Annotated in this window: 27 protein-coding genes and 1 riboswitch; of the genes, 8 read left to right on the top strand and 19 right to left on the bottom strand. The window is 72.2% G+C overall.

The genetic code is table 11. From position 1 onward, the window contains the following. Window positions 1-16 precede the first annotated feature (16 nt). The gene (locus ABZ808_RS29780; protein WP_357012700.1) at window positions 17-625 is read left to right on the top strand and encodes a hypothetical protein; all 609 of its coding nucleotides are present in this window, start codon (window positions 17-19) and stop codon (window positions 623-625) included. A 145-nt stretch (window positions 626-770) separates the two neighbouring features. Here ABZ808_RS29780 and ABZ808_RS29775 read toward each other — a convergent pair whose 3' ends face one another. From ABZ808_RS29775 to ABZ808_RS29755, 5 genes are all read right to left on the bottom strand, one after another. Continuing rightward, window positions 771-2,705, bottom strand: coding sequence for an acyl-CoA dehydrogenase family protein (locus tag ABZ808_RS29775; RefSeq protein ID WP_357012721.1), 1,935 nt, complete (start codon window positions 2,703-2,705; stop codon window positions 771-773). A 239-nt stretch (window positions 2,706-2,944) separates the two neighbouring features. Beyond that, entirely contained in the window at window positions 2,945-3,448 is a 504-nt protein-coding gene (locus ABZ808_RS29770) for a DUF6328 family protein (RefSeq protein WP_357012699.1), read from the bottom strand. Window positions 3,449-3,552: 104 nt separating this feature from the next. After that, entirely contained in the window at window positions 3,553-4,302 is a 750-nt protein-coding gene (locus ABZ808_RS29765; RefSeq protein WP_357012698.1) for an SIS domain-containing protein, read from the bottom strand. Next, window positions 4,299-5,105, bottom strand: coding sequence for an AAC(3) family N-acetyltransferase (locus ABZ808_RS29760; RefSeq protein WP_357012696.1), 807 nt, complete (start codon window positions 5,103-5,105; stop codon window positions 4,299-4,301). The genes ABZ808_RS29765 and ABZ808_RS29760 overlap by 4 nt, the downstream gene beginning before the upstream one ends. Window positions 5,106-5,128: 23 nt before the next feature. After that, a complete protein-coding gene (locus tag ABZ808_RS29755; protein WP_357012695.1) occupies window positions 5,129-5,959 on the bottom strand; it encodes an alpha/beta fold hydrolase in 831 nt (276 codons plus the stop codon). Window positions 5,960-6,058: 99 nt separating this feature from the next. Continuing rightward, window positions 6,059-6,163: riboswitch (TPP riboswitch) on the top strand. 75 nt (window positions 6,164-6,238) lie between these two features. Between ABZ808_RS29755 and ABZ808_RS29750 the strand changes: the two genes are divergently transcribed. From ABZ808_RS29750 to ABZ808_RS29740, 3 genes are all read left to right on the top strand, one after another. Further along, window positions 6,239-6,826 (top strand): ECF transporter S component, encoded by a 588-nt coding sequence (locus tag ABZ808_RS29750; protein WP_357012693.1) that lies wholly within the window; start codon window positions 6,239-6,241, stop codon window positions 6,824-6,826. Between the two features lie 127 nt (window positions 6,827-6,953). Beyond that, entirely contained in the window at window positions 6,954-8,369 is a 1,416-nt protein-coding gene (locus tag ABZ808_RS29745) for an ABC transporter ATP-binding protein (RefSeq protein WP_357012691.1), read from the top strand. An 85-nt stretch (window positions 8,370-8,454) separates the two neighbouring features. After that, a complete protein-coding gene (locus tag ABZ808_RS29740) occupies window positions 8,455-9,255 on the top strand; it encodes an energy-coupling factor transporter transmembrane component T (protein ID WP_357012689.1) in 801 nt (266 codons plus the stop codon). Window positions 9,256-9,435: 180 nt separating this feature from the next. On the opposite strand, the gene ABZ808_RS29735 is transcribed toward ABZ808_RS29740, so the two are convergent. Continuing rightward, on the bottom strand, window positions 9,436-9,828 hold the full coding sequence (locus tag ABZ808_RS29735; RefSeq protein ID WP_357012687.1) for a hypothetical protein: 393 nt from the start codon (window positions 9,826-9,828) through the stop codon (window positions 9,436-9,438). A gap of 292 nt (window positions 9,829-10,120) precedes the next feature. Here ABZ808_RS29735 and ABZ808_RS29730 point away from each other — a divergent pair, with 292 nt between their 5' ends. Beyond that, window positions 10,121-10,417: an MTH1187 family thiamine-binding protein gene (locus tag ABZ808_RS29730; RefSeq protein WP_357012686.1), complete on the top strand. Its 297-nt coding sequence runs from the start codon at window positions 10,121-10,123 to the stop codon at window positions 10,415-10,417. A gap of 163 nt (window positions 10,418-10,580) precedes the next feature. Next, on the top strand, window positions 10,581-12,023 hold the full coding sequence (gene gndA, locus ABZ808_RS29725) for an NADP-dependent phosphogluconate dehydrogenase (RefSeq protein ID WP_357012685.1): 1,443 nt from the start codon (window positions 10,581-10,583) through the stop codon (window positions 12,021-12,023). Between the two features lie 312 nt (window positions 12,024-12,335). Here gndA and ABZ808_RS29720 read toward each other — a convergent pair whose 3' ends face one another. From ABZ808_RS29720 to recO, 5 genes are all read right to left on the bottom strand, one after another. After that, window positions 12,336-13,097 carry a pirin family protein gene (locus ABZ808_RS29720; RefSeq protein ID WP_357012683.1) on the bottom strand — a complete coding sequence of 254 codons (762 nt, stop codon included), beginning with the start codon at window positions 13,095-13,097 and terminating at the stop codon, window positions 12,336-12,338. Further along, window positions 13,094-13,294, bottom strand: coding sequence for a thioredoxin reductase (locus tag ABZ808_RS29715; protein WP_357012682.1), 201 nt, complete (start codon window positions 13,292-13,294; stop codon window positions 13,094-13,096). The genes ABZ808_RS29720 and ABZ808_RS29715 overlap by 4 nt, the downstream gene beginning before the upstream one ends. 307 nt (window positions 13,295-13,601) lie before the next feature. Further along, window positions 13,602-13,787 (bottom strand): hypothetical protein, encoded by a 186-nt coding sequence (locus ABZ808_RS29710; protein WP_357012681.1) that lies wholly within the window; start codon window positions 13,785-13,787, stop codon window positions 13,602-13,604. Between the two features lie 66 nt (window positions 13,788-13,853). Next, window positions 13,854-14,666 (bottom strand): isoprenyl transferase, encoded by an 813-nt coding sequence (locus tag ABZ808_RS29705; RefSeq protein WP_357012679.1) that lies wholly within the window; start codon window positions 14,664-14,666, stop codon window positions 13,854-13,856. Window positions 14,667-14,670: 4 nt separating this feature from the next. Continuing rightward, window positions 14,671-15,537, bottom strand: coding sequence for a DNA repair protein RecO (gene recO / locus ABZ808_RS29700; protein WP_357012678.1), 867 nt, complete (start codon window positions 15,535-15,537; stop codon window positions 14,671-14,673). Window positions 15,538-15,639: 102 nt separating this feature from the next. Here recO and ABZ808_RS29695 point away from each other — a divergent pair, with 102 nt between their 5' ends. Next, entirely contained in the window at window positions 15,640-16,446 is an 807-nt protein-coding gene (locus ABZ808_RS29695) for a DUF4097 family beta strand repeat-containing protein (RefSeq protein ID WP_357012677.1), read from the top strand. Here ABZ808_RS29695 and ABZ808_RS29690 read toward each other — a convergent pair. From ABZ808_RS29690 to ABZ808_RS29655, 8 genes are all read right to left on the bottom strand, one after another. Continuing rightward, complete coding sequence (locus ABZ808_RS29690) at window positions 16,433-17,581, bottom strand: acyltransferase (protein ID WP_357012675.1); 1,149 nt, start codon at window positions 17,579-17,581, stop codon at window positions 16,433-16,435. The two genes, ABZ808_RS29695 and ABZ808_RS29690, sit on opposite strands and share 14 nt — an antisense overlap. A 184-nt stretch (window positions 17,582-17,765) precedes the next feature. After that, window positions 17,766-18,671 (bottom strand): GTPase Era, encoded by a 906-nt coding sequence (gene era / locus ABZ808_RS29685; protein WP_357012673.1) that lies wholly within the window; start codon window positions 18,669-18,671, stop codon window positions 17,766-17,768. After that, window positions 18,668-19,054, bottom strand: coding sequence for a cytidine deaminase (locus ABZ808_RS29680; RefSeq protein ID WP_357012672.1), 387 nt, complete (start codon window positions 19,052-19,054; stop codon window positions 18,668-18,670). Before ABZ808_RS29680 ends, era begins: the two co-directional genes overlap by 4 nt. After that, window positions 19,047-20,441: a hemolysin family protein gene (locus tag ABZ808_RS29675; protein WP_357012671.1), complete on the bottom strand. Its 1,395-nt coding sequence runs from the start codon at window positions 20,439-20,441 to the stop codon at window positions 19,047-19,049. The genes ABZ808_RS29680 and ABZ808_RS29675 overlap by 8 nt, the downstream gene beginning before the upstream one ends. Beyond that, window positions 20,441-20,914, bottom strand: a complete 474-nt coding sequence (gene ybeY, locus ABZ808_RS29670) for an rRNA maturation RNase YbeY (protein WP_357012670.1) — start codon at window positions 20,912-20,914, stop codon at window positions 20,441-20,443. The genes ABZ808_RS29675 and ybeY overlap by 1 nt, the downstream gene beginning before the upstream one ends. A 15-nt stretch (window positions 20,915-20,929) precedes the next feature. After that, on the bottom strand, window positions 20,930-21,988 hold the full coding sequence (locus ABZ808_RS29665; protein WP_357012669.1) for a PhoH family protein: 1,059 nt from the start codon (window positions 21,986-21,988) through the stop codon (window positions 20,930-20,932). A gap of 132 nt (window positions 21,989-22,120) precedes the next feature. Next, a complete protein-coding gene (locus tag ABZ808_RS29660) occupies window positions 22,121-23,506 on the bottom strand; it encodes a serine hydrolase domain-containing protein (protein WP_357012667.1) in 1,386 nt (461 codons plus the stop codon). Beyond that, on the bottom strand, window positions 23,503-23,862 hold the full coding sequence (locus ABZ808_RS29655) for a histidine triad nucleotide-binding protein (RefSeq protein ID WP_357012665.1): 360 nt from the start codon (window positions 23,860-23,862) through the stop codon (window positions 23,503-23,505). Before ABZ808_RS29655 ends, ABZ808_RS29660 begins: the two co-directional genes overlap by 4 nt. 62 nt (window positions 23,863-23,924) lie before the next feature. On the opposite strand from ABZ808_RS29655, the gene ABZ808_RS29650 reads away from it, so the two are divergent. Beyond that, window positions 23,925-24,686: an SDR family oxidoreductase gene (locus tag ABZ808_RS29650; RefSeq protein WP_357012664.1), complete on the top strand. Its 762-nt coding sequence runs from the start codon at window positions 23,925-23,927 to the stop codon at window positions 24,684-24,686. Window positions 24,687-24,700 lie beyond the last annotated feature (14 nt).

Genomic DNA, 24,700 nt, shown 5'->3' with positions numbered 1-24,700 from the left:
TGGCACGCTGTCCCGCGTGAAGATCTACGCCGATCGCTTTCCGGCCGCCGCCCGCCAGTTGCTCACCGACCTGCTCGTCGTCGCCTGGGTGTACGTCGCGATCCGCGGCGCGCTCTGGCTGCACGACCTCGTGCAGAAGCTCGCCGTACCCGGGCAGAAGCTGGAGGGTGCCGGCAGCGGGCTCGCCGACAACCTGGGCGAGGCCGGTGGCAAAGTCGGCCGGGTGCCGCTGGTCGGTGACGAGCTGACCGCGCCCTTCCAGCGCGCGGCCGACGCCGCCCGCTCGCTCGCCGACGCCGGCCGTGACCAGCAGCAACTGGTCGACCAACTCGCCCTCGCGCTCACCATCGCGGTGTTGATCTTTCCGCTCGGGCTGGTGCTGTTCGGTTGGCTGCCCCTGCGGCTGCGGTGGATGCGCCGGGCCGGATCGGCCGCGAAACTGGCCGCCGGACCGGCTGGCCGGGACCTGCTCGCCCTGCGCGCGTTGGCCACCCAGCCACTGGACCGGCTGACCCGGATCGCGCCGGACGTGGCCGAGGCGTGGCGGCGCGGCGACGACGACACCGTCGACGCGTTGGCCGCGCTGGAGCTGCGCCAACTGGGCCTGCGCGGCCGAGCCCGCTGAGCCCTGGCCTTGATCCACTCTAGATCGCCGACATGGGTGTGTCCGGGCGTCCGGATGCCCCCACATCGGCGACCTGGTGTGGATCTACCACCCGGTTGCCGCCACCGGCCGGCGTGGCTGCGGTGCGGTGGCCGGGCACTGCGGTCTACGGCTTCGGCGGGATGCGGCGGCGGACGTCCTCGGCGGTCGACGGGCCGGGCGACCAGCCGGCCACCCAGGGCAACTCGTCGGACGGGGTGATCACACCCTCCTCCAGACCCGCGTAGCGGCCGGCGAGGATCCGCTTCGCGGCGGCGGTGTCGACCGAGTCGGTGTTGTCCCACAGGGCGGCGAACAGCGCGTCCACCCGGACCCGCGCCTGCCGACAGAACAGGTCGGCCAGCTCGACGTTCTCCGGTCGGCTGTCCCGTTCGGCGGAGGCCCGGACGCAGACCGCGGACATGGCGAACAACTCCGCCCCGATGTCCACGATGCGGCCCAGGAACGCCTGCTTGCGCTCCATCTTTCCCTGCCAGCGGGACATCGCGTAGAACGTCGAACGGGCCAGCTTGCGCGACGAGCGCTCCACCTGGCGCAGGTGCGCGGCCAGTGGACCGAACTCGGCGTACGCCGACGGGCTCTGCCCCCGGCCGACGGCCAGGGTGGGCAGCCACTTCGCGTAGAAGGCGCCCGCGCGGGCACCAGCGCGGGCCTTGCGGCCGAGCCCCGCCTCCGGGTCGATGATGTCGCCGGCCACCGACAGGTGGGCGTCGACCGCCTCCCGGGCGATCAGCAGGTGCATGATCTCGGTAGAGCCCTCGAAGATCCGGTTGATTCGCAGGTCACGCATCATCTGCTCGACGGCGGCGGCACGCTCGCCACGGGCGGCCAGCGAGTCGGCCGTCTCGTAGCCACGCCCACCCCGGATCTGGATCAGCTCGTCGGCGATCTTCCAGGCCATCTCGCTGGCGTACAGCTTGACCAGCGCCGCCTCGATCCGAATGTCGTTGCGGTCGTCGTCGGCAAGCAGGCAGCAGAGGTCGAGCATGGTCTCCATGCCGTACGTGGTGGCCGCGATGAAGGAGAGCTTCTGGGCGACCGCCTCGTGCTCGCCCACCGGCCGACCCCACTGGACCCGGTCGGCGGCCCAGCCTCGGGCCACGTTCAACGCCCACTTGCCGGCGCCCACGCACATGGCCGGCAGCGAGAGTCGGCCCGTGTTCAGCGTGGTCAGGGCGATCTTGAGGCCCTTGCCCTCGCCGCCGATGACGTTCTCGGCGGGCACGACCACGTCGTGGAACCGGGTCAGGCTGTTCTCCAGGCCGCGCAGGCCGACGAACTCGTTGCGCCGCTCCACCGTGATGCCCGCGCTGTCGCCCTCCACCACGAAGGCGGTGATCCCGCCGCGTCGACCCTCGCGGGCCGGCACCCGGGCCATCACCACCAGCAGGGTGGCCACGATGCCGTTGGTGGCCCACAGCTTCACACCGTTGAGCCGGTAGCCGGTGCCGTCCTCGGTCGGTTCGGCGGTGGTGGCCAGTCGGGCCGGGTCGGAGCCGACATCCGGCTCGGTCAACAGGAACGCGGAGACCTCGCCGGCGGCGAGCCGGGGCAGGAAGCGCTGCTTCTGCTCCGCGGTGCCGAACATCTTCAGCGGCTGCGGCACCCCGATCGACTGGTGTGCCGAGAGCAGCGCGCCGATGGCCGGGCTGACCGAGCCGGCCAGCATCAGCGCGCGGCAGTAGTGCAGGTTGCTCAGGCCGAGGCCGCCGTACCTGCGGTCGATCTTCATGCCGAACGCGCCGAGGTCGGCCAGGCCGTGGAACACCGAGTCCGGAATGGACGCGTCCCGCTCGATGGCCGCTCCGTCCACCTCGGAGGCGAGGAAGGCGCGGAACCGACCGAGGAACTCGTCAGCGCGGGCCACGTCGTCCGGGTCGGAGCGCGGCCACGGGTCGATCAGGTCGAGTCGGAACCGCCCGAGGAACAACTCCTTGCCGAAGCTGGGCCGGTCCCACGTGGACTCCCGGGCCGCCTCGGCGACCTGCCGGGCCTCCCTCTCGGAGACCTGCCCGGCCTCCGCCGGCAACGGCGCGGCCACGCCACCGGCGGTGCCGTTGTCGGATACGGCGTCGGTGCCCGAACCGGCGCTGCCGGCGGGTGGGGCGGGGTTGGAGTCCGGGCCGTCCGATGCCGATCGGCCGTTCTGCGTCGTGGTCACGGCTGCCCCCTCGAACCTCGGTGCGGCTGCGTCGACGTGCGCGACTACCGTCACGCTACCCCCGCTTGTTACCAAGGGGTAGCGCTGCGTGCGGATCGCCTTTCGCCGGCCCGGTGCGCTCAACGGCCGCTGAGCGTCTCCGGGTCGTCATCCTCGTCGTCGATGTCGTCCTCACCCCAGTTGCGCCGGGCGAACGGCAGGACCGCCCAGAAGGTGAGGAACCAGAGCCCGGCCAACGCGCTGAGCAGGAAGGCGACCGGCCGGTCCAGCACGAAGTCGGTGATCAGCAGCACCGCGCTGACCATGGCGATCAGCATGAAGGCGAGCCCGCCGGTGGCCATCCGGTGGGCGAAGCGGACCAACTCCGGCTTGCGCCCCTGCCGGAACAGCGCCCGATGGAACGCGACCGGCGAAATGATCATCGCGGTGGCGGCAGCCGCGGAGAGCAGCGCGACAATGTAGACATCCCGCTGGAACTCGCTGGTCCGGGTGAACCCGTTGCTGAACGGCAGGGTCAGCAGGAAGGCGAAGAGGATCTGCACGCCGGTCTGGGCGACCCGCAACTCCTGCAGCAGGTCGGCGAAGTTGCGCTGCCAACGCTGCTTCTCGGTCTCCTTGGACACGCGCTACCTCCGGTGAGACGCTACTGCCGGCGGCACTGCCCGTCGGCAGCAACGCCAATGCCCCACACGACCGAGCGCGAAACAGGCTCACAACATGCGGGGGGTCAGGAGCCTCGGCGGATCCGGCCCGCGTACCGGGCCTCCAACTCCGCGTTGTGCGCGTCGCCGTCCGGAATGTTCGCCGACAGGTAGACCGGGGGCCGCTCCCCCGCCGCCAGCAACCGGGCCACCACCTCCACGGTGACCTGCTGGGCCAGCAGCGCCGCCGTGATCGAGGAGACCGCGCCGACCGCGCCGCCGCCGGGCAGCGGCAGTGTCGCGTCGCCGTACGGTGCGCCGTTGTCGAGCACCACGTCGGCCAGGTCACTCAGCTTGCGCCCGGACGGGTGGCGGGAGGTCATCCGGCCGGAGTGCTGCGCGGAGGTGATCGCCACCAGCCCGTGCCCCCGCTCCTTGACCAGCGTGGCGAACTCGACCATGGCGCCGTTGACCCCGGAGTTCGAGGCGAGCACGAAGACGTCGGTTGGCCGTACCGGGGCCAGTTCGTAGAGGCGGTGCGCCACGGCCGGGTCCCGCTCCAACAGCGGGCCGAGCCGCTCGGCCGGGTCGCCACCGATCAGCACCAGGTCGCGCAGCGCGATCCGGTTGGTCGGCACCAGGCCACCCGCCCGGCCGGCGATCTCCATGGCGAGGGCCTCGGAGTGCCCGGTCCCGAAGGCGTGCACCACCCCGTCGGCGCGTACGGCCTCGGCGATCAGGTCGGCTGCCCGCCCCACCGCCTCCCGCTGACTGGCGGCCACCCGGGCGATCGTCTCGGTCACCACGGCCAGGTAGTCGTCGGCACTCACACTCATGCGTCCTCCCTCGTCCGGTTGCGGGTCATCCACTGCACCGCGAAGTCGACCGCCACCCGCTGGCGTACCAACCTGGCGGTCCCGGCTCCCACCGCGCCGACGCGGACCACACCGGTGGCCTCCAGGTCACGGCCCAGCGCGCCGAAGTCGCTCTCGTCGAGTCGGACGTCCTGCCACCACACCCACTCGCGGCCACCGTCGGCCGTCCGCACCGCCGCACCCAGCCGCTCGCGGGCCGGGGCGGGGCGGCGGTACTCGGCCAGGTGCAGCGACGTGTTGACGCTGTGGTCCACTCCGAGCAGCAGGACGTCGGCGTCCAGGTCGTAGAGCCGGGCCAGCGGGGATTCCGCGCCGAGCATGTCGGCCAGGCTGTGCCCGGTGACCACCTGCTCGGCTGCCGGGCCGAGCGCGGCGAACGACACCTGGGGATGCGCGCTGCGCAGCGCCCCCGGCCAGCAGCGGACCGTCTCGGCGAACGTGCCCATGTATCGGCTCGGGGTGGCCGCCGGGTCGAAGCCCGGCATCTCGGCGCGGATCAACTGCCACCAGTCCACCGGCACCGGCGGGTTACGCCACTGCGCGGGGTCGCTGTTGTCGGGCGTGTGGGTCGGCACCACGATCGTGCCGTCCGGGCCGAGAGCGTCGCGCAGGGCGAGCACCACCGCGTGCGGCCCACCGCAGACGAAGCCCAACGGGCGCAGGCCCGCGTGCACCAGCACCGTCGACCCGGGGCGTACGCCCAGCAGACGCAACTGCGCGGCGACCGAGCGGCGGGTGCCCGGCCCGTCGGTGTACGTCGTCACGACGCTCCCTCGATCGGCACGGCTCAGGCCGTTCCGGCGACCCGGGCCAGGATCGCCTCGGCGAGCCGGCCGGGCGCGGCGTCCGGGATCCAGTGGGTCACCCCGGGCAGCGGTACGAAGCGGTAGTCGCCGCTGACATTGGGGGCGCAGGCCTCGGCGGCGGACCGACCGATGGCGATGTCCCGGTCACTCCACACGTACGTGGTCGGCACCGCGACCGGGCCGACGGCGGCCAGGTCGGCCCGGGACATGGCCCGGTACCAGTTGAGGGCGGCGGTGAGGGCGCCCGGCTCGCGCATGGGGCCGGCGTAACGGTCCACCTGGGACCCGTCGCCCACTCCGCCGAGCATCTTGCGCAGCGCCGTCGCGTTGAACGCCAGCAGCACCTTCTCGGCCTTGCCGGGCTTGCGGAACAGCGCGATGTACGACGAGCGGGCCTTCTGCTCGGTGTCGTTGGCGAGGGCGTGCGCCATGGCCGCCGGATGCGGCACGGACACTGCGGTGAGCGTACGGACCCGATCGGGGTGCCCGGCGGCCAGCGCCCAGGCCACGATCGCGCCCCAGTCGTGGCCGACCAGGTGGACGGCGTCCAGCCCGAGCGCGTCGAGCACGGCCACCGCGTCGGCGACCAGTTCGGGGATCCGGTACGCGGCGACCGCCTCCGGCCGGGCGCCCGGCGAGTAGCCGCGCTGGTCCAGCGCGTACGTGCGCAGTCCGGCCGTGTGCAGCGCCGGGACGACCTCGTCCCACTCGCCGCTGTGCTGCGGGAAGCCGTGCAGCAGCAGGACCGGAGCACCGTCGGTCGGGCCACCGGTGCGTACCTCGAATGTGAGACCTCGCGCGTCGACCTGCATGATCGTGAGCCTACCCAGCCGGCGTCCTGCCGGCCGGGGGCGGAGACCCTCCTGCTGGGCCGTAACACCTGGTCGGTGCTAGCGTCACCGAGACAACTTCACATCCGACAGGGGAGCGCACAGCGCTGAGAGTGCGGGCACGCCCGCAGACCCTCGAACCTGATCTGGGTAATGCCAGCGCAGGGAGTTCGGTCGACCTCCAGCCGCGCCGCCGTCCGGTGCCACCGGACGCGCGGCGTGCGTCTTCTCCTGGTTCGTTCCAATGAACTGGGAGCAAACATGGACAACACCACCAACCGATGGCGGACCATCGACATCGTGGTCGCCTCGGTGATCGCGGTCGCCTTCGGCGTCATCTTCTGGGCCTGGGGCCTGGTCTGGAGCGCCACCGAGGGCGCGTTCGCCTTCTTCCCACCGGCGCAGACGCTGATCTACGGCGTCTGGCTGATGCCGGCCGTGGTCGGCGGCCTGGTCATCCGCAAGCCCGGCGCGGCGCTCTACTGCGAGGCGGTTGCGGCGGTCGTCTCCGCGCTGCTGGGCAGCCAGTGGGCCGGCACGGTGATCCCTCAGGGGATCGTGCAGGGGCTCGGCGCCGAGTTGGCCTTCGCCGCCTTCCGCTACCGGTCGTACCGGCTGCCGACCTCGGCGCTGGCCGGCGCGCTGACCGGCCTCGGCGCGGCGCTGTTCGACTTCTTCGTCTGGAACGTCGAGACCGAACTCGTCAGCTACCGCATCCCGTACGCGCTGCTCACCATCGTCAGCGCCACGGTGATCGCCGGTGTCGGCGGCTGGCTGCTGACCCGGGCCCTGGCCAACACCGGCGTCCTGGACCGTTTCCCGGCAGGCCGGAACCGAGCCCTCGTCTGACCCCATCCGGCTGCGTTGATCAAGAGGTTTGCGTCAACGGGAGACGGTCATCTGACGCAAACCTCTTGATCAACAGCCTGGGCGAGGGGTGGGACGCCGGGTGGGTGGGGTGGGAGGGGTGGGGTTGGTGGGTGAGGTTCTGCTGCGGGGGTTCGGGTGGCGGCACGCCGGGCGGCGCGCCTGGGCTGTGCGCGGGGTTGATCTGCGGGTGGAGGCCGGGGAGCGGGTCCTGCTGCTCGGGCCGTCGGGGGCCGGCAAGAGCACCCTGCTCAGCGCCCTGGCCGGGCTGCTGCCGGAGGACTCCGGCGAGCAGGAGGGCACCGTCGAGATCGACGGGCTCGACCCGCGCAAGGACCGGGAACGCGTCGGCATCGTCTTCCAGGACCCGCAGACCCAGTTGGTGATGGCCCGCTGCGGCGACGACGTCGCGTTCGGGCTGGAGAACCGGGGTGTACCCGCCGACGAGATCTGGCCCCGGGTCGACGCGGCGCTGCGTCGCGTCGGATTCCCGTACTCCCGGGACCGCAACACCGCCGCACTCTCCGGCGGCGAGCAGCAACGCCTCGCCCTGGCCGGCGCCCTGGCCCTGCGCCCCGGCCTGCTGCTGCTCGACGAACCGACCGCCAACCTCGACCCGGCCGGCGCCGACCTGGTCCGACGGGCGGTGGCCGGCGCCCTGGACGCGGACACCACGCTGGTCCTGGTCGAACACCGGGTCACCGAGGCGCTGCCGCTGGTCGACCGGGTGGTCGTCCTGGAACCCGGCGGCGGGGTCCGCGCGGACGGGCCACCCGAGGCGGTCTTCGCCGCGCACGGCACCGCCCTCGCCGCCGAGGGCGTCTGGGTGCCGGGTCACCCCGTCACGCCCCGGCCAGCCACCGCTGCCGCCGGGGAGGTGCTGATCACCGCCGACCGGCTCGGCCTGCCGCCCCGGCTGAGCCCCACCGACCTGGCGGTACGCGCCGGCGAGGCACTCGCCGTACGCGGCCCGAACGGCGCCGGCAAGTCGACGCTGGCACTCCTGCTCGGCGGGCTGCTCAAGCCGGGCACCGGCCGGGTGACCGCGTCCGCCGACCTGGCCGGTTCGGACCAGCGCACTCCCCCGCACCGGTGGCGGGCCCCCGCGCTGGCCCGGCGGATCGGGTCGGTCTTCCAGGATCCGGAGCACCAGTTCGTCACCAGCACCGTCTTCGACGAGTTGGCGCTCGGCCCACGCCGCACCGGCCAACCCGACTCGACCGTCAAGGACACCGTGGCGGACCTGCTGGACAGGCTGCGGCTGACCCGGCTCGCCGCTGCCAACCCGTACACCCTCTCGGGTGGGGAGGCGCGGCGGCTGAGCGTGGCGACCGCCCTGGCCACCGCGCCACGCCTGTTGATCTGCGACGAACCCACCTTCGGCCAGGACCGACGCACCTGGCGGGAACTGGTCGACCTCTTCGCCGACCTGCGCGACGCCGGGCACGGCGTCGTCACGGTCACCCACGACGCGGATTTCGTCGCCGCGCTCGCCGACCGCACCGTCACCCTGGAGCGACCGTGACCGCCCGGGGCGCCAACCTCGTCGGCGGCGCTCACCGACCGCACCGCGATTCAGGAGCGACCGTGACCGCCCGGGGTTGCATCCGATGATCAGCATCGAGTCGGTCGCCGCACCCGGAGCGCCGCTGGCCCGGCGCAACCCGGTGGCGAAGGTGGCCGCCGCGCTGATCTTCTCGTTCACCCTGCTGGCCACCCTGGACCCGGTGGCCCCGGCCATCGCCATCGCGGTCGAACTCGCCGTCCTGCCGCTGTTCGGCGTCCGCTACCGGGTGCTGGCCCGACGAGCCCTGCCCCTGCTGCTCAGCGCCACCGGCATCCTGGTCACTCTGGTGCTCTTCGCCGCCGACCGGTCCGGCCGAGTCCTGCTGGACGTCGGGCCGGTGCTGGTGACCACAGGCGTCCTGCTCACCGCGCTCGGCCTGGTGCTGCGGGTGTTCGCGGTGGCCCTGCCCGGCGTGATCGTCTTCGCCACCACCGACCCCACCGACCTTGCCGACGCGCTGATCCAGAACGCGAAGGCGCCGCCCCGGTTCGCCATCGGAGCGCTGGCCGCGTTCCGGCTGGTGCCGCTGCTCGGGCAGGAGTGGCAGATGATCAGCATGGCCCGGCGGGCGCGCGGCGTCGACGCCGGACGCAACCCGGTGGCGAAGCTGCGACTCTTCACCTCCACCGCGTTCGCGCTGCTGGTCGGGGCGATCCGCCGGGGCACCCGGCTGGCCGTCGCGATGGACGCACGCGGGTTCGACGCCGACACACCCCGTACCGTCGCCCGCCGCCAACACTTCGGCCCCGCCGACTGGCTGCTCATCGCCGGGGCCGGCGCCCTGGCCGGCGGTGCTCTGACCGTCAGCGTCCTGCTCGGCACCTTCCGCCCGTTGATCGGCTGACCACCCTCGCGGCCCCGCACCGCCGCCAATTCCTGCACCGCCGTCAATATCTGGACAACATCAGGATGTAGTGGCCTCGCTGAAGGTGGGAGGCCACTACATCCTGATGTTGCTGTCCCTGCCCGGCGCGCGTCACCGCCCGGGGCGCGTCACCGCCCGGGGCGCGGCGGGGCGGACCGGTCAGCTGCGACGGAAGGCGTAGCGGCGTGGTTGGCCGGCTTGCTGGCTCTTGCCGTTGCCGGAGCGGCCTCCACCGCCGTGCGGCGGCCCGGCCGTCGGTGCCGTCGGTCGCCCGGCCGCCTTCGGCAGGTCTGTCACCGCCAGCGCGTCGACTGCTGCCGGCACGTCGACCGGCGGTGCCAGCTCACCCAGCGGCAGCGCCGGCTCAGCCAGCACTGCCGGCAGTTGCGGCTCACCCAGCGGCAGCGCCGGCCCAGCCGGCACCACCGGCTCAACCGCGAGGCCGAGGTCCGGGCGGGTGGGTGGAAGGGGGCTGTGGTCGGCCGCCGGGTCGATGCCGAGCGGCGTCGCTCTGGGGGTACGGGACTTCTTCGGTTTGCTCCTGGCGGGCATCCGGGCCTCCTTCGGTGCCGATCGTCACGGCCGGTCCCGCGCTCCGGCGGTCGGTCGATCGGCTGCTGCTGGCCGCCGCGGCGCGGCGGTCGAACGGGGAAGGGACTGCTCACCGGGGTCGGCAGGACCAGCGCCGCGAATCGGCAGTTGGGGATGCGGGACGCCCGGGAGCGCACGGACCGCGACGCGGGGCGGCGGGCCGGCTCGGAAGTGGGGCGTCAGTAGCGCATGACCGAACACTATCGGCTGGGCGTACGCCGGCGCAGCCGAATTTCCTGGCACCATCGGCGGCATGCTTATCGCGTTCTCGGTAACCCCGCTCGGTGTCGGTGAGTCCGTCGGTGACCTGGTCGCCGAGGCGGTGCGGGTGGTCCGCGAGTCCGGGTTGCCCAACCGGACCGACGCCATGTTCACCACGATCGAGGGCGAGTGGGACGAGGTGATGGCGGTGGTCAAGCGGGCGGTCGACGTGGTGGCCACGCAGGCGCCGCGGGTGAGCGTCGTACTCAAGGCCGACGTGCGGCCCGGCGTGACCGACGCGCTCACCGCGAAGGTGGCGCACGTGGAGGACCGCCTGGCCCAGGGCTGATCGCGTCGGTCGCTGAGCCCGAGGGCCGACCGCCGGGCTGGCCGCTGGCGTCGAGGGCGCAGCGCCACCGGCCGGTGACCGACTGTTGACAGGTGTGCTCACGCTGCGCGCACCGCGATACGGTCGCAGCAGGACTGCACGACGGCGAGAGGTGGCGGCACGAATGGCTCAGCAGGCGACAGCGCAGATCGGCGTGACCGGGTTGGCGGTGATGGGCCGCAACCTGGCCCGCAACCTGGCCCGCAACGGCTTCACCGTGGCCGTGCACAACCGAACGCCTGCGCGCACTCGCAGCCTCGTCGCCGAGCACGGTGACGAGGGCACCTTCGTGCCTGGCGAGTCGATGGCCGACTTCGTGGCGTCACTGGAGCGGCCCCGCGCGGTGATCGTGATGGTCAAGGCGGGTGCGCCCACCGACGCGGTGATCGACGAGTTGGTGCCGCTGCTGGACGAGGGCGACATCATCGTCGACTGTGGCAACGCCCACTTCGCCGACACCCGTCGCCGGGAGGAGGCGCTGCGCGCGAAGGGGCTGCACTTCAGCGGCACCGGCGTCTCCGGCGGCGAGGAGGGCGCGCTGCTCGGGCCGAGCATCATGCCGGGCGGTTCGGACGAGTCGTACGCCAAGCTCGGGCCCATGTTCGAGAAGATCGCCGCGCAGGTGGACGGTGTGCCGTGCTGCACGCACGTCGGGCCGGACGGCGCCGGGCACTTCGTCAAGATGGTGCACAACGGCATCGAGTACGCCGACATGCAGCTCATCGCCGAGGCGTACGACCTGCTCCGGGCCGGCCTGGGCGCGAAGCCGGCGGAGATCGCGCAGATCTTCCGCGACTGGAACGAGGGCGAGTTGGGGTCGTTCCTCATCGAGATCACCGCCGACGTGCTCGCGCACACCGACGCGGCGACCGGCCGACCGTTCGTGGACATCGTGCAGGACCGGGCCGAGCAGAAGGGCACCGGCCGGTGGACCGTGCAGAGCGCCCTGGACCTGGGCATTCCGATCACCGGGATCGCCGAGGCTACGTTCGCCCGGTCGCTCTCCGGGCACGTCGATCAGCGCGAGGCGGCCCGTCGGGCGTTCCCGGACGCTGGTGAGAAGTGGCAGGTGGCCGACCGGGACGCGTTCGTCGAGGATGTCCGCCGGGCGCTGCTCGCTTCCAAGATCGTCGCGTACGCGCAGGGCTTCGACCACATCCGCGCCGGCAGCCAGGAGTACGACTGGAACATCGACCTCGGCGGCACGGCGACGATCTGGCGGGGCGGTTGCATCATCCGCGCCCGCTTCCTGAACCGGATCCGCGAGGCGTACGACGAGCAGCCCGACCTGCCGACGCTGCTCGTGGCGCCGTACTTCGCCGAGGCGGTCAGCGCCGGCGTGCCGAGCTGGCGGCGAGTGGTGGCCGACGCGACCCGGGCCGGGGTGCCGACGCCGGCGTTCTCGTCGTCGCTGGCGTACTTCGACGCGCTGCGCGCCGAGCGGCTCCCCGCCGCGCTGATCCAGGGGCTGCGGGACGACTTCGGCGCACACACCTACCAGCGGGTCGACCGCGAGGGCTCGTTCCACACCACCTGGGCCGGCGACCGCACCGAGTCTCCCGCCTAGCCCTCACACACACCCCGCCCCACCCCACACGCCCTCCACCCCGCACGCCCTCCACCCCGCACGCCCTCCACCCCGTCCGCCCTCCACCCCGTCCGCCCTCCACCCGCGATCTTGCACTTTCGGACCCCTGAATGCGGCTTATGTCCCGTCATGCCGGGGCAGCGAGTGCAAGATCGCGGGGACGGGTGGGCGGGGACGGGCTCGCGGGGACGGGCTCGCGGGGACGGGCTCGCGGGGACGGGTGGGCGGGGACGGGTGGGCGGGGACGGGTGGGCGGGGACGGGCTCGCGGGGAGACGTCGGGCGGGGCGGGTCAGGTGACGGTGGCGTGCATCTCCCAGACGAGGATTTCGGCGGGCTCGGCGGCGGTGACCCGGCGGCCGCCGGTCCTGGTGAGTCGGGCCGCGTCGCCAGTGCCGAGCGGGCCGCTGCCCTCCAGGGTCACCGTGCCGTTGGGCACGTACAGGTGAACGAAGGGCGCGTCCGGGAGGGTGACCTCGTCGCCGGGGGCGAGGCGGGCGGCGTGCAGGGTGGCGTACCGGTTGCGGATCCGGATCGCGGACGCGCCGTCGTAGCGGTCCATCCCGGAGGCGATCGGCACCAGGCCGCCACGGAGCAACTCGTCCTCGATCTCCAGTTGCTCGTAGCCGGGGTCGACGCCCTCCTCGTCGGGGAGCACCCACATCTGCACGAAGTGGACCGGGTCGGTGTGCGGCTCCTGGTTGTTGAGTCGCCAGGCGTCGTTCTTCTCCGAGTGCAGGATGCCCGTGCCGGCGCTCATCCGCTGCGCCAGGCCCGGGTAGATCACGCCGGAGTGACCGGTGGAGTCCTGGTGCACCAGGGAGCCGCGCAGCACCCAGGTGACGATCTCCATGTCCTCGTGCGGGTGGGTCTCGAAGCCGGCGCCGGGGCGGACCACGTCGTCGTTGTTGACCAGCAACAGACCGTGGTGGGTGTTGGCCGGGTCGTAGTGCCGCGAGAACGAGAACGAGTGCTTCGAATCCAGCCAGGAGATCCGGGTGGCGAATCGGTCCTCGGCACGGCGCACGTCGACCGCGGGTGCGGGCGCGGTCACCAGGCCCGCTGCCCGGCGTCGGGGGTCGACGGCGCCCAGGTGAGGGCCGGCTCACCGGTGGCCAACTCGGCGATCTCGCCGGTGCGCAGTTGGGGCGTGTGGCCGAACTCCGCGCAGTGCTGCTCGGCGATCTCGGCGCAGATCGCGGCCACCTGTTCGCAGATCGGGTCACCCAGGTCGGCCGCGTTCAACGCCATGATCATCTTGTACCGGAGATCCCGCATATCCACCCCAACCCCCACAGTCCCGCCACCTCCGGACCCTACCCGCCGCCATCCCCAACACCCGGCAAAACCCACGCACCCACCCACGGGCAACCCGCACCGCCCGAGCGCGTCGATCATGGAGTTGTGGTGGTGAACAGAAGTCGCGAAAGCACCTGAATCGGCCACCGCAATTCCATGATCGACCGGGTCGGGGGTCGGGGCGGGGCCTGGGTCGGGGGTCTTGGACGCGGTGCGGCGCCGCCCGCACGGGTGCGGGCGGCGCCGTTGGGGTCGGGGGTTAGAAGAACCGGCGGCGCTTGGCCTTCTGGGGGCGGATCAGGTCGGCACCCCGGGTCAGCAGCCGACTCGCCCCGGAGGGACCACGCCGGGCCTCCAGGGTGTGGCTGAGGCGGCGGGCACCGGCCGCGGCCACTGGCACCGCGATCGCCATCACCGCCCACTGTGCAATGCGCTTCTGGATCATGTGGGTTCACCTCCGTCAGTGGCTCCTGACGTTTCTGGTACCCACTGTGACGTGCCGGTAAGCCTCTCAGCCCACCGGGGCGACCGGGTTGGGCAGCGCACCGCCGAACCGTCGGTCCCGCTGGGCGTACAGCTCGCACGCGTACCAGAGGTGACGACGGTCGAAGTCCGGCCAGAGCGTGTCCAAAAAGACCAACTCGGCGTACGCGGTCTGCCAGAGCAGGAAATTGGAGATCCGCTCCTCGCCGGAGGGGCGCAGGAACAGGTCCACCTCCGGGATCTCCGGGTGGTAGAGGTATTTCGCCACGGTCTTCTCGGTGACCTTCGCCGGATCCAGCCGGCCGGCCGCCACGTCCCGGGCGATCGCGGCGGCGGCATCGCCGATCTCGGCCTGCCCGCCGTAGTTGACGCAGAACTGCAGCGTCAGCGTCGAATTGCCCTGGGACATCTCCTCGGCGGTCTGCAACTCGGAGATGACGCTCTTCCACAACCGGCCGGGCCGACCCGACCAGACCACCCGCACGCCGAGGTCGACCAGTTGGTCGCGACGCCGACGGATGACGTCCCGGTTGAACCCCATCAGGAACCGGACCTCGTCGGGCGAGCGCCGCCAGTTCTCGGTGGAGAACGCGTACGCCGACAGGTAGGGGATGCCCATCTCGATGGCGCCCTCGATGGTGTCGAAGAGGCTGTGTTCCCCCGCCTCGTGGCCCTTGGTGCGGGGCAGCCCGCGCTCCTTGGCCCACCGCCCGTTGCCGTCCATCACCACGGCCACGTGCTTCGGCACCGCCTCGGTGGGCAGCGCCGGCGGCTGGGCACCCGACGGGTGCGGTGTCGGTGGTGTCGGCTCGCGCCGGCCGGCCTTCTTCGATCGGATCACTCGGTCACTCCCTGCTCGCGCCGTCCGCCCCGGCCTCGACGTCGCCACGTGGCCGGAGCACCACGGCCCCGGTGCCATCCGGCGGCGAGGCCGTGCCGGCCGCCGAGGGACCCCGGTCGACCAGCGGCAGCGAGCGTAGCGCGCGTTCCAGGTGCCACTGCAGGTGCGCCGCGACCAGCCCGCTGCACTCCCGGCGTACGCCGGTCTCGGTGGCGTCGGCGACCACCCAGTCACCGGTGGCCAACGCGGACATCAGGTCGATGGTGGCCGGCGCGGGGTGGGCCGCGCCGGGTGGCCGGCAGTCCGGGCAGACCGCGCCGCCGGCCGGTACGGAGAACGCGCGGTGCCGCCCGGGTGTGCCGCAGACCGCGCAGGCGATCAGCGCCGGCGCCCAGCCCGCCAGGGCCATCCCGCGCAGGAGGTACGCGTCGAGCACGAGGGTGGTGGCGTGCTCGCCCCGGGACAGCGCCTTCAGCGCGCCCACGGTGAGCTGGAACAGCCGCAGCGACGGCTCCCGCTCGACCGGCGTCAGCCGCTCGGCGGTCTCGGCGATCGCGCTGGCCGCCGTGTAGCGGGGATAGTCCCCGAGGAACCGCTTGCCGTACAGCTCGATGCCCTCGACCTGGCTGACGGTGTGCAGCGAGCTGCCGTGGTTGCCCTTGGGATCACCGGCGAGTTGCAGGTCGACGTGACCGAACGGCTCCAGCCGGGCACCGAACTTGCTGGTGGTGCGCCGGACTCCCCGGGCCACCGCGCGCAGCCGGCCGTGCCGGCGGGTGAGCAGAGTGATGATCCGGTCGGACTCGCCGAGCTTCTGCACACGCAGCACCACCGCGTCGTCGCGGTAGAGCTGTCGGCGGTACCCGGCCATCGGGTCATTCTCCCTCGGGGTGCGAAATCAGGGTTGCTTCGGGGTGGACGCACGGAAGTTCCCTGATGCACGCGGATCTCCGCCGGCCGTAGCGTGCTCACCATGGCACAGCACCGGATCACCGCCGCCCCTCGCCGCCGGACCACCTTGTCCGTCGCGTGGGGGTTGGCCACCACCCTCATCCTGCTCTCCGCGTGTGACAACCTGGCCTTCCGCCGGCTCGACTACGACAACACCGAGGCGGTGAAGATCACCAACATCCAGGTACGGGGAGGCTCCGGCGACGTGGTGGTCCGGGGCACCGGCCCGGACACCGAAGTGCGGATCAAGCGGGTGGTGCGTTACCAGGGCGGCGAGCCCAAGACGCGGTACGAGATCAAGGGCAGCGAACTGGTGCTCGACAGCGACTGCGGCAACCGGTGCAGCGTCTCCTACGACGTGACCGTTCCGCCGGGCGTGATCGTGCAGGGTGAGGGCGGCTCCGGCAACGCCGAGCTGAGCCGGGTCGGCGCGGTGAAGTTGCGGCTGGGCTCGGGCGACGTGCGGATCGCCAACGCCTCCGGGGCGATCGACGTGGAGACCGGTTCCGGCAACATCGAGGTGAACGAGGCCAGCGCGGCGGTACGGCTGCGGGCGGGGTCCGGCGACGTCAACGCCCGCCGCGTGAACGGCGCGACGGACGCGGAGGCCGGCTCGGGCAACGTCACCATCGAACTGGACACGCCCGCCTCGGCCCGGGTGCACACCTCCAGCGGAAACGCCACCCTGCTGGTGCCGGCCGGCAGCTACCGGGTGCGCTCCAGCACCGGCTCCGGGGAGGCGGTGGTCAGCGTCGCCAACGACCCGACCGCGTCCCTGGTGCTCGACGGTTCGGCCGGCAGCGGCAACGTCACGATCAGCCAGCGTTGATCTCGGCGCTGGCCGCCTCCCCGGGCACCCGCTGCATCGGTACGCCCGTGGCCTCGCCGGACCGTTCCGCCGACTCGGCGTCGGACCGACCCAACGGGTCGACGCCGGAGCGGATCGGCGGATCGGTCGGGCGCGGCGGGCCGTACGGGATCAGCTCCGGGCGGCGACGGGCGGCGACGTCCTCGACCCAGCCGACGGCCAGGGTGACCAGCCCGACCAGCCCGAAGACCAGCAGCACCCGGATGGCCAGTCCCAGCGGGTCCTGGTGGGACCAACCGACGACATCGACCAGCGGGGTGAGTGCCACCACGAACGGCATGTGCCAGAGATAGATGGTGAGCGCCCGTCGGTTGACCACCGTCACGGCCCGGTCGGCCAGCCTGCTGCGCGTCAGCCAGGCGATGCCGGCCGGCGCTCGACCCAGCACGATCAGGATGAACGCCGCCGACCAGAGGGCGTTGCCGAGATGGTTGTCGTTGAGGTCGTACCCCCGGGGGCCGGGATGCGCGAGGAGCCAGGCCCCGCCGACCAGCGCGAGGACCGACGCCAGCGGGTACAGGATCCGGCCGGCGAGCCGTCGCAGCATCCCGGCTTGGTGGGCGAAGCCGAGCAGCCACGCGCCGAAGTACAGCCCGAACTCGCGCAGCACCGCCGGGGGCGCCTGGTAGATGCCCACCTCGATCGCCACCAGCAGCAGGTACGGGGCGAGCAGGGTGGGCAGCGGAGCCTTGCGGAACAGCCAGAACGCGACAGGCGAGGCGAGCACGAACCAGAGGTAGTCGCGCAGGTACCAGATGACGCTCAGCGCGAGAGCACCCCAGTGGTTGGCCGGCGGGTCCGCGATCGGGAACAGCCACAGCAGCACCCGAGGTGACAGCGACAGCCCGGTGAACAGCATGGCCGGCACGAAGACCACCGCCAGCACCCACAGCGACGGCAGCAGCCGGCGCAGTCGGCGACCGACCGCCACCGGGCCGGAGCGGGTGAGCGAGGCGGCCATCAACGAACCGGCCAGCGCGAACATCACCGACATGGCAGGGAAGACGAGGGTGAGAGTCGCCCACCCGGTGACGTGGTAGACGACTACTCGGACGATGGCCAGGAAACGGAGCAGATCGAGATACCTGTTGCGCATCAGCCTGCATCTGGGTCGGGGACGCGGGGGGTGGTACTCCCCTACCCTTCGCGGTGTCGCCGCTAAACGGTATCGACCCCGGCTAAACGTGAATCATCCCATACGCCCGACCGAAAACGACTTTGTCCGACAGCGCACCCACCGACCGGGTTGGGCCGACCCGGCCGGGCTCGGCGGAACGGCGTCAGAACCCCAGCTTGCGCAACTGCTTCGGGTCGCGCTGCCAGTCCTTCGCCACCCGGACGTGCAGGTCCAGATAGACCCGGGTGCCGAGCAGCTCCTCGATCTGCCGGCGTGCGGTGGTGCCGACCTCCTTGAGCCGGCTCGCCTTGTGACCGAGCACGATCGCCTTCTGGCTGGGTCGTTCCACGTACAGGTCGGCGTAGATCTTCGTGAGCTGACCCTCGGGGATCATCTCCTCCACCACCACGGCGATCGAGTGCGGCAACTCGTCACGGACCCCCTCCAGGGCGGCCTCCCGGATCAGCTCCGCGACCAGCACCTGCTCCGGGTCGTCGGTCAGCATGTCGTCCGGATAGAGCTGCGGCGACGGCGGCAGATATTTCGTCATCACGTCGACCAGCGTGTCCACCTGGTGCCCGGAGACGGCGCTCACCGGCACGATCTCGGCGAACTCCCCCATCTCGCTGACCGCGAGCAACTGCTCCGCCAGCCGACGCTTGTCCACCAGGTCGGTCTTGGTGACCACGGCCAGCACGGTCGCCTTCAACTCGGCCAACTCACCGCTGATGAACCGGTCACCACGCCCCACCGGCTCGTCGGCCGGGATGCAGAGACCGATCACGTCGACCTCCGTCCAGGTGGACCGGACCAGGTCGTTGAGGCGCTCGCCGAGCAGCGTCCGGGGGCGGTGCAGGCCCGGAGTGTCGACCAGGACCAGCTGCGACTCCGGCCGGTGCAGCACCGCCCGGATGACGTGGCGGGTGGTCTGCGGCTTGTTCGAGGTGATCGCGATCTTGGTGCCGACGATGGCGTTGGTCAGCGTGGACTTGCCCGCGTTGGGCCGGCCCACGAAACAACCGAAACCCGCCCGGTACGGGCGCGGCTCCGGATCCCGCACGGGGCTCACTCGGTCACCGTGCCCAGAACGGTGCCGTCCGGCGCGGCCACGTGGATCGGCGCGTCCGCGGCGAGGTCACGGACGGCGGCATGCCCGGCGCCGTCCAGCGTCGACGCCTCGGTCACCACGACCGCCGCCTCCAGCCGGCTCGCCCCGGCCGCCACGGCCGAGGCCACCGCCAACTGCAGGGCGGTGAGCGTCAGTGAGGGCAACGCGATGCTGGCCGCCGCGTACGTCCGGCCGTCGGAGTCCCGGACCGCGGCGCCCTCCACGGCGCCGACCCGTCCGCGGGCTCCCCGGGCCAGGACGACGAGCTTGCCGTCCTCGGCACTCAGCGGTGCCGGCGCGGTAGGGGTGGGCCGGGCGGGGGGCGCGGCGGGTGTGTCAGGCATCGGCGGGTTGCCTCTCCTCGTCTCGATAATGGTCCGGGTCGTCCCCGGGACCGGCCTGCTCGCCGCGCCCCGAGGTGTCCTGCTCGCCGCCCGACTCCAACCTGCTGACCAGGACGGTGTCGATCCGGTTGCGCCGGCCGGTGGTGCCCTCGGCGACCAGCCGGAGGCCGGCCACCTCGGCCTGCGCCCCGGGGATCGGCACCCGCCCAAGCGACTGGGCGAGCAGACCACCGACCGTCTCCACCTCGTCGGTGGGCAGATCGGTGTCGAACATCTCGCCAAGGTTCTCCACCGGCAGGCGGGCGGTGACCCGCACCGAGGAGTCCCCGAGGCGTTCGACCGGCGGGCGTTCGACATCGTACTCGTCGGTGATCTCGCCGACGATCTCCTCCAGGATGTCCTCGATGGTGACCAGACCGCCGGTGCCGCCGTACTCGTCGACCACGATGACCAGGTGGTTGCGGGCCGCCTGCATCTCCGACAGCAGGTCGTCGACCGGCTTGGACTCCGGCACGAAGGTGGCCGGGCGCATCAACTCGGCCACCGGCAACTGCTCGGCATCCGGGTCGCCGCCCCGGGACCGGCGGATCAGATCCTTGAGGTAGAGCACACCCAGCACGTCGTCGACGCTCTCGCCGATCACCGGAATGCGGGAGAACCCGGAACGCAGGAAGAGCGCCAGCGCCTGCGCGAGCGTCTTGCCCTCCTCGATCCACACCATCTCGGTACGCGGCACCATCACCTCACGGGCGATGGTGTCGCCGAGCGCGAAGACCGAGTGGATCATCTGGCGTTCGCCGTGCTCTACGACGCCGCGCTGCTCGGCCAGGTCGACCAGCTCACGCAGCTCCACCTGACTGGCGAACGGCCCCTCGGGGAAACCGCGCCCCGGGGTGACCGCGTTGCCGATCAGGATGAGCAGCGACGCGAGTGGGTTGAGCGCACGGCCCAGCCAGCGGACCAGCGGCGCCACCGCCCGCCCCACGGCGTACGCGTGCTGCCGGCCGATGGTGCGCGGGGCGACACCGACCACCACGAAGCTCACCACGGCCATCGCGCCGGCGGTGACCAGCGCGGCACGCCAACCGGCGCCGAAGCTGTCCACCGCGACCAGCGCCACCAGCGTGGTGGCGGTCAGCTCGGCGAGGAGCCGCAGCAGTAGCAGCAGGTTGAGGTGCCGGACGACGTCGCCGGCCACGACCTGGAGGGTGCGGGCACCGCGTACGCCGTCCCGGGCCAACTCGGCGGCCCGGGCCGGGGAGACCGCGGCGAGCGCCGCCTCGGTCATCGCGATCAGACCGGCCAACACCACCAGGCCGGCCGCGAAGAAGATCAGTTGCAGGTCGGGAAGGCCGGCGGGGCCGACCGCAAGCAATGGAGTGGACATCACTGGGTGCGGGTCGACCGCCAGCTCGCCAGCAGGCGGGCCTGGAGCGCGAACATCTCCCGCTCCTCCTCCGGCTCGGCGTGGTCGTAGCCGAGCAGGTGCAGCACCCCGTGCACGGTGAGCAGGTGCAGCTCGTCGGCCGGGGCGTGCCCGGCGGTCGCCGCCTGCTTGGCCGCGACCTCGGGGCAGAGCACGATGTCACCGAGCAGGGCCGGCTCACCGCCGGCGGGGGCGGTCTCGCCCGGGCCGTGGTCGACGCTTCCCTCGTCCATCGGGAAGGCGAGCACGTCGGTCGGGCCGTCGCCACCCATCCAGCGGTGGTTCAGCTCGGTCATGTAGTCGATGTCGACCAGCAGCACGGACAACTCGGCGAGGGGGTTGACCCCCATCTCGTCGAGGGCGTGCCGGGCGACAGCGAGCACGGCGTCGGTGTCAACCTCGACACCGGACTCGTTGGCGATCTCGATGGACAACTGCTTTCCTCTGCTTTAGCGGCGGCGGCCGGCCCGGCCGCCCTGGGCGGGTCGCCCGGGCACGGCATGGACGCCCTGCGCCTGCTGGGTTTCCCGCTCGGCATCCCAGCGGGCGTACGCGTCGACGATCTCCCCAACCAGTCGGTGGCGGACCACGTCGGAGCTGGACAACTGGGAGAAGTGCACGTCCTCGACGTTCTCCAGGATCTCCCGAACCACCCGCAGGCCGCTGCTCGTCCCGCCGGGAAGGTCCACCTGGGTGATGTCACCGGTCACGACGATCTTGGAGTTGAAGCCGAGCCGGGTGAGAAACATCTTCATCTGCTCGGGCGTCGTGTTCTGCGCCTCGTCCAGGATGATGAACGCGTCATTAAGCGTTCTGCCCCGCATGTACGCCAGGGGTGCGACCTCGATCGTGCCCGCGGCCATCAGCTTCGGGATCGACTCGGGGTCGAGCATGTCATGCAGCGCGTCGTACAGCGGGCGCAGGTACGGGTCGATCTTCTCGTTGAGCGTGCCGGGCAGGAAGCCCAGCCGCTCGCCCGCCTCGACCGCCGGCCGGGTCAGGATGATCCGGTTGACCTGCTTGGCCTGCAACGCCTGGACGGCCTTCGCCATCGCCAGGTAGGTCTTGCCGGTGCCGGCCGGGCCGATGCCGAAGACGATGGTGTGCGAGTCGATCGCGTCGACGTACCGCTTCTGCCCGAGCGTCTTGGGGCGGATGGTGCGGCCGCGACGGGAGAGGATGTCGAGGGTCAGGACCTCGGCGGGCCGCTCGGCGCTGCCCTGCTCGAGCATGCCGACGGTACGCCGGACGGCGTCAGTGGTCAGGGTCTCGCCTTTCTCGATGAGTTCGAGCAGCTCACTGAAGACCCGCTCGGCGAGGGCGTTGTCGGCGGGGGCGCCGGTGATGGTGATCTCGTTGCCCCGCACGTGCACGTCACTGGTGACCGAGCGCTCGACGAGGCGCAGGATCTCGTCGCCCGCGCCGAGCAGATTGACCATGATCTTGGGGTCGGGCACGGTGATCCTGGTCTGCACCCGGGGAGTGCCGGGAGGTGGGGTGCCGGTCATAAGTTGGGCCGAAGGGCCCTGCGCACCTGCTCTCGATCTCGGGCGCCGGCCCTGCTGGCACGGCGTGCGGACGTTGCAGCCATCGTATCCGTTCAACGCGGGACGCATCGCGCCCATTTCCGCTGGCCGCGATCAACTCCCGGCCCGGAAGTCGTACCGGTCGAAGGTCTCCTGGTGGCGGGTGAACCGGTAGGTCGCCCAGTGCATCCGGACCACCGCTCCGGCGTCGTCCCGGGTCAGCCTCAACAGCTCGCCCGACTCCCGGCCGGAGACGGTACGGAACACATCCGGCCGGTCCGGCAACGGGGCGAAGACCGCTGGTGGACGCCCCGCCGGATCGCCGGCCCCGCGCGCCCGCAGCGTGCCGTCGTGCCAGGAGAAGACGTACTCGAAGCCCTCGCCCCACCAGCGGCCGAGCACACCCCGCAGGGCCGCCGGAGGGGGTGCGCCGGGCCGCCACGGCTCGATGTCGGCGGGGTCGTGCTCGACCGCCTGGGCGAGCAGCCGGTGCGGCAGGTCGAGCAGTTCCGCCGCCGTCCCGGAGGAGCCGAGCACCGCGGCGCCCATCGCGCCGGCCGTGCCGTCGCCGCCCCGACGGCCGTACACGGCTGCCAGGAAACCGGGCATCGCCCCGTCGTGCCCCACGTGCACCACACGCTCGCCCTGCGGGACGAGGATCAGCCCGAGCCCGAAGCCGGCGCCCCAGAGCGTCTCGTCGGTCGTCGTCAGGGGCCAGCGCATCTCGTCCAGGGTGCCGGGGGCGAGCACCGCACCGGACGGGTCGAGCGCCGCCGGATCGGCGAGGAACGCCGCCCAGCGGGCCATGTCGGTGGCGGTGCTCCAGAGCTGGGCGGCCGGACCGACCGCGCCGAAGTCGGTCGGTGGCTCGGGGTGGGCCTCGTCGGAGTACGCGTCGACCAGGAACCCGGTCGCCGCCGTCGGCTCGGGGGTCACGGTGGTGTCGGTCAGCCCGAGCGGCGTCAACACCCGCTCGGCGAGCACCTCCGCCCAGGTGCCGCCGCGCAGCCGGGCGACCAGCAGGCCGAGCACGGCCACACCGAGGTTTGAGTAGTGGAACCGGCGGCCTGCGGGCAGCACCCGCTCGGCCCGGTCCAGCTCGGCCACCAACCGCTCGGCGTCCGGCGCGGCCAGGGTGTCCCAGACGTCGCCGAACGGCTCGCGTTGCAGACCGCCGGTGTGCGACAGCAGCCGTCGTACGGTCAGCTCACCGTGCGCCGGCAGGTCCAGGTGCCGACCCACCGGATCGTCCAGGTCCAGCAGCCCGTCGTCGCGGCACTGGAGGGTGAGGGCCGCCGTGAACGTCTTGGTGACCGAGCCGATCCGGAACTGGGTGCGCGGCCCCAGCGCGCTGTCGGTGCCTGTGTCGCCGACGGTGCAGGTCCACAGCGGCCGGTCGGCCCGGTGCAGCGCGGCCGACAGCGCCGGCACCCGGGCGTCGGCCTGCACCCGCTGGACCAGCCGGCCCAACCGGTCGTGCACGTCGGGGCCGGCCGTCACGCCAGGTCCCGGGCGAGCATCGGGCCGAGCGGCGTGCCACCGAACAGGTGCGCGTGCACGTGGAACACCTCCTGCCCGCCGTACGCCCCGGTGTTGAACATCAGCCGGAAACCGTCGCCGAGCAGGCCCTCGTCCTCGGCCACCGCGGCGGCGGTGGCCAGCACCTCACCGGCGAGCCCGGGGTCACCTTCGGCGAGGGTGGCGACGTCGGCGTAGTGCTCCTTCGGAATGACCAGAACGTGCACCGGCGCCTTCGGGTCGATGTCGCGGAAGGCGAGCGTCGTGGCGGTCTCCCGGACCACGGTGGCCGGGATCTCCCCGGCGACGATGCGGCAGAACAGGCAGTCGGATCCCATCCGGGCAGTGTAAGGAAGGGGCCCTTCGGGGCACGCGCGGCTCCTGGGGCAGGATGGCCGCCATGACTGCTCGGGCCGTACTGGTGACCGGTTCCTCGCGTGGCATCGGCGCGGCGGTGGCGATGGCGTTCGCGGCCGGCGGTGACCGCGTGGCGATCCACCACCGCGACTCCGCCGACGCGGCCGAGGAGCTGCGCGCGCGACTGCCGGGTACGGGGCACGTGGTGGTCCGCGCCGACCTCACCGACCCGGACGCGGTCCGGGCCATGGTCGACCGGGCCGCCGAACTGCTCGGCGGGCTGGACGTCCTGGTCAACAACGCCGGGATGTACGGCGACCGGGACGACCCGCACCCGGTCTTCGGCATCTCCTACGAGCAGTGGCAGCGGCGCTGGCGGCAGGTGCTGGAGACCAACCTGACCGGCGCCGGCAACGTCACCTGGTGTGCCGCCCAGCACATGCGCGACGGCGGTGGCCGCATCGTCAACGTCTCGTCGCGGGGCGCGTTCCGGGGCGAGCCTGACCAGCCGGCGTACGGCGCCAGCAAGGCGGGGCTGAACGCGTTGGGCCAGTCCCTCGCCGTGGCGCTCGCGCCGTACGGGATCGCGGTCGCCACCGTCGCGCCCGGCTTCGTGGCGACCGACATGACCACCGAGCACCTCCGCGGTGAGCAGGGCGCGGCGATCCGAGCGCAGAGCCCGTTCGACCGGGTGGCCCGGCCGGAGGAGATCGCCGCGGCCGTGCACTGGCTGGCGTCGCCGGAGGCGGAGTGGGCCTCCGGCACCATCCTCGACCTGAACGGCGCGTCCTACCTGCGCAGCTGACCACACACGTACGG

This window comes from Micromonospora sp. NPDC047527 (assembly GCF_040643015.1).
Classification (GTDB): domain Bacteria; phylum Actinomycetota; class Actinomycetes; order Mycobacteriales; family Micromonosporaceae; genus Micromonospora.
The sequence above is the reverse complement of the archived record's forward strand: the minus strand, read 5'-3'. Positions and strand labels throughout refer to the sequence as shown.

Coding starts and splice junctions, on each gene's coding strand:
- ABZ808_RS29710 (WP_357012681.1), bottom strand. CDS start 13,787: ATGATCCAGAAGCGCATTGCACAGTGGGCGGTGATGGCGATCGCGGTG.
- ABZ808_RS29740 (WP_357012689.1), top strand. CDS start 8,455: ATGATCAGCATCGAGTCGGTCGCCGCACCCGGAGCGCCGCTGGCCCGG.
- ABZ808_RS29665 (WP_357012669.1), bottom strand. CDS start 21,988: ATGACCGGCACCCCACCTCCCGGCACTCCCCGGGTGCAGACCAGGATC.
- ABZ808_RS29695 (WP_357012677.1), top strand. CDS start 15,640: ATGGCACAGCACCGGATCACCGCCGCCCCTCGCCGCCGGACCACCTTG.
- ABZ808_RS29655 (WP_357012665.1), bottom strand. CDS start 23,862: ATGGGATCCGACTGCCTGTTCTGCCGCATCGTCGCCGGGGAGATCCCG.
- ABZ808_RS29750 (WP_357012693.1), top strand. CDS start 6,239: ATGGACAACACCACCAACCGATGGCGGACCATCGACATCGTGGTCGCC.
- ABZ808_RS29715 (WP_357012682.1), bottom strand. CDS start 13,294: ATGGCGTTGAACGCGGCCGACCTGGGTGACCCGATCTGCGAACAGGTG.
- ABZ808_RS29680 (WP_357012672.1), bottom strand. CDS start 19,054: ATGCCTGACACACCCGCCGCGCCCCCCGCCCGGCCCACCCCTACCGCG.
- ABZ808_RS29675 (WP_357012671.1), bottom strand. CDS start 20,441: ATGTCCACTCCATTGCTTGCGGTCGGCCCCGCCGGCCTTCCCGACCTG.
- ABZ808_RS29765 (WP_357012698.1), bottom strand. CDS start 4,302: ATGAGTGTGAGTGCCGACGACTACCTGGCCGTGGTGACCGAGACGATC.
- ABZ808_RS29690 (WP_357012675.1), bottom strand. CDS start 17,581: ATGCGCAACAGGTATCTCGATCTGCTCCGTTTCCTGGCCATCGTCCGA.
- ABZ808_RS29730 (WP_357012686.1), top strand. CDS start 10,121: ATGCTTATCGCGTTCTCGGTAACCCCGCTCGGTGTCGGTGAGTCCGTC.
- ABZ808_RS29735 (WP_357012687.1), bottom strand. CDS start 9,828: ATGCCCGCCAGGAGCAAACCGAAGAAGTCCCGTACCCCCAGAGCGACG.
- gndA (WP_357012685.1), top strand. CDS start 10,581: ATGGCTCAGCAGGCGACAGCGCAGATCGGCGTGACCGGGTTGGCGGTG.
- recO (WP_357012678.1), bottom strand. CDS start 15,537: ATGGCCGGGTACCGCCGACAGCTCTACCGCGACGACGCGGTGGTGCTG.
- ABZ808_RS29755 (WP_357012695.1), bottom strand. CDS start 5,959: ATGCAGGTCGACGCGCGAGGTCTCACATTCGAGGTACGCACCGGTGGC.
- ABZ808_RS29650 (WP_357012664.1), top strand. CDS start 23,925: ATGACTGCTCGGGCCGTACTGGTGACCGGTTCCTCGCGTGGCATCGGC.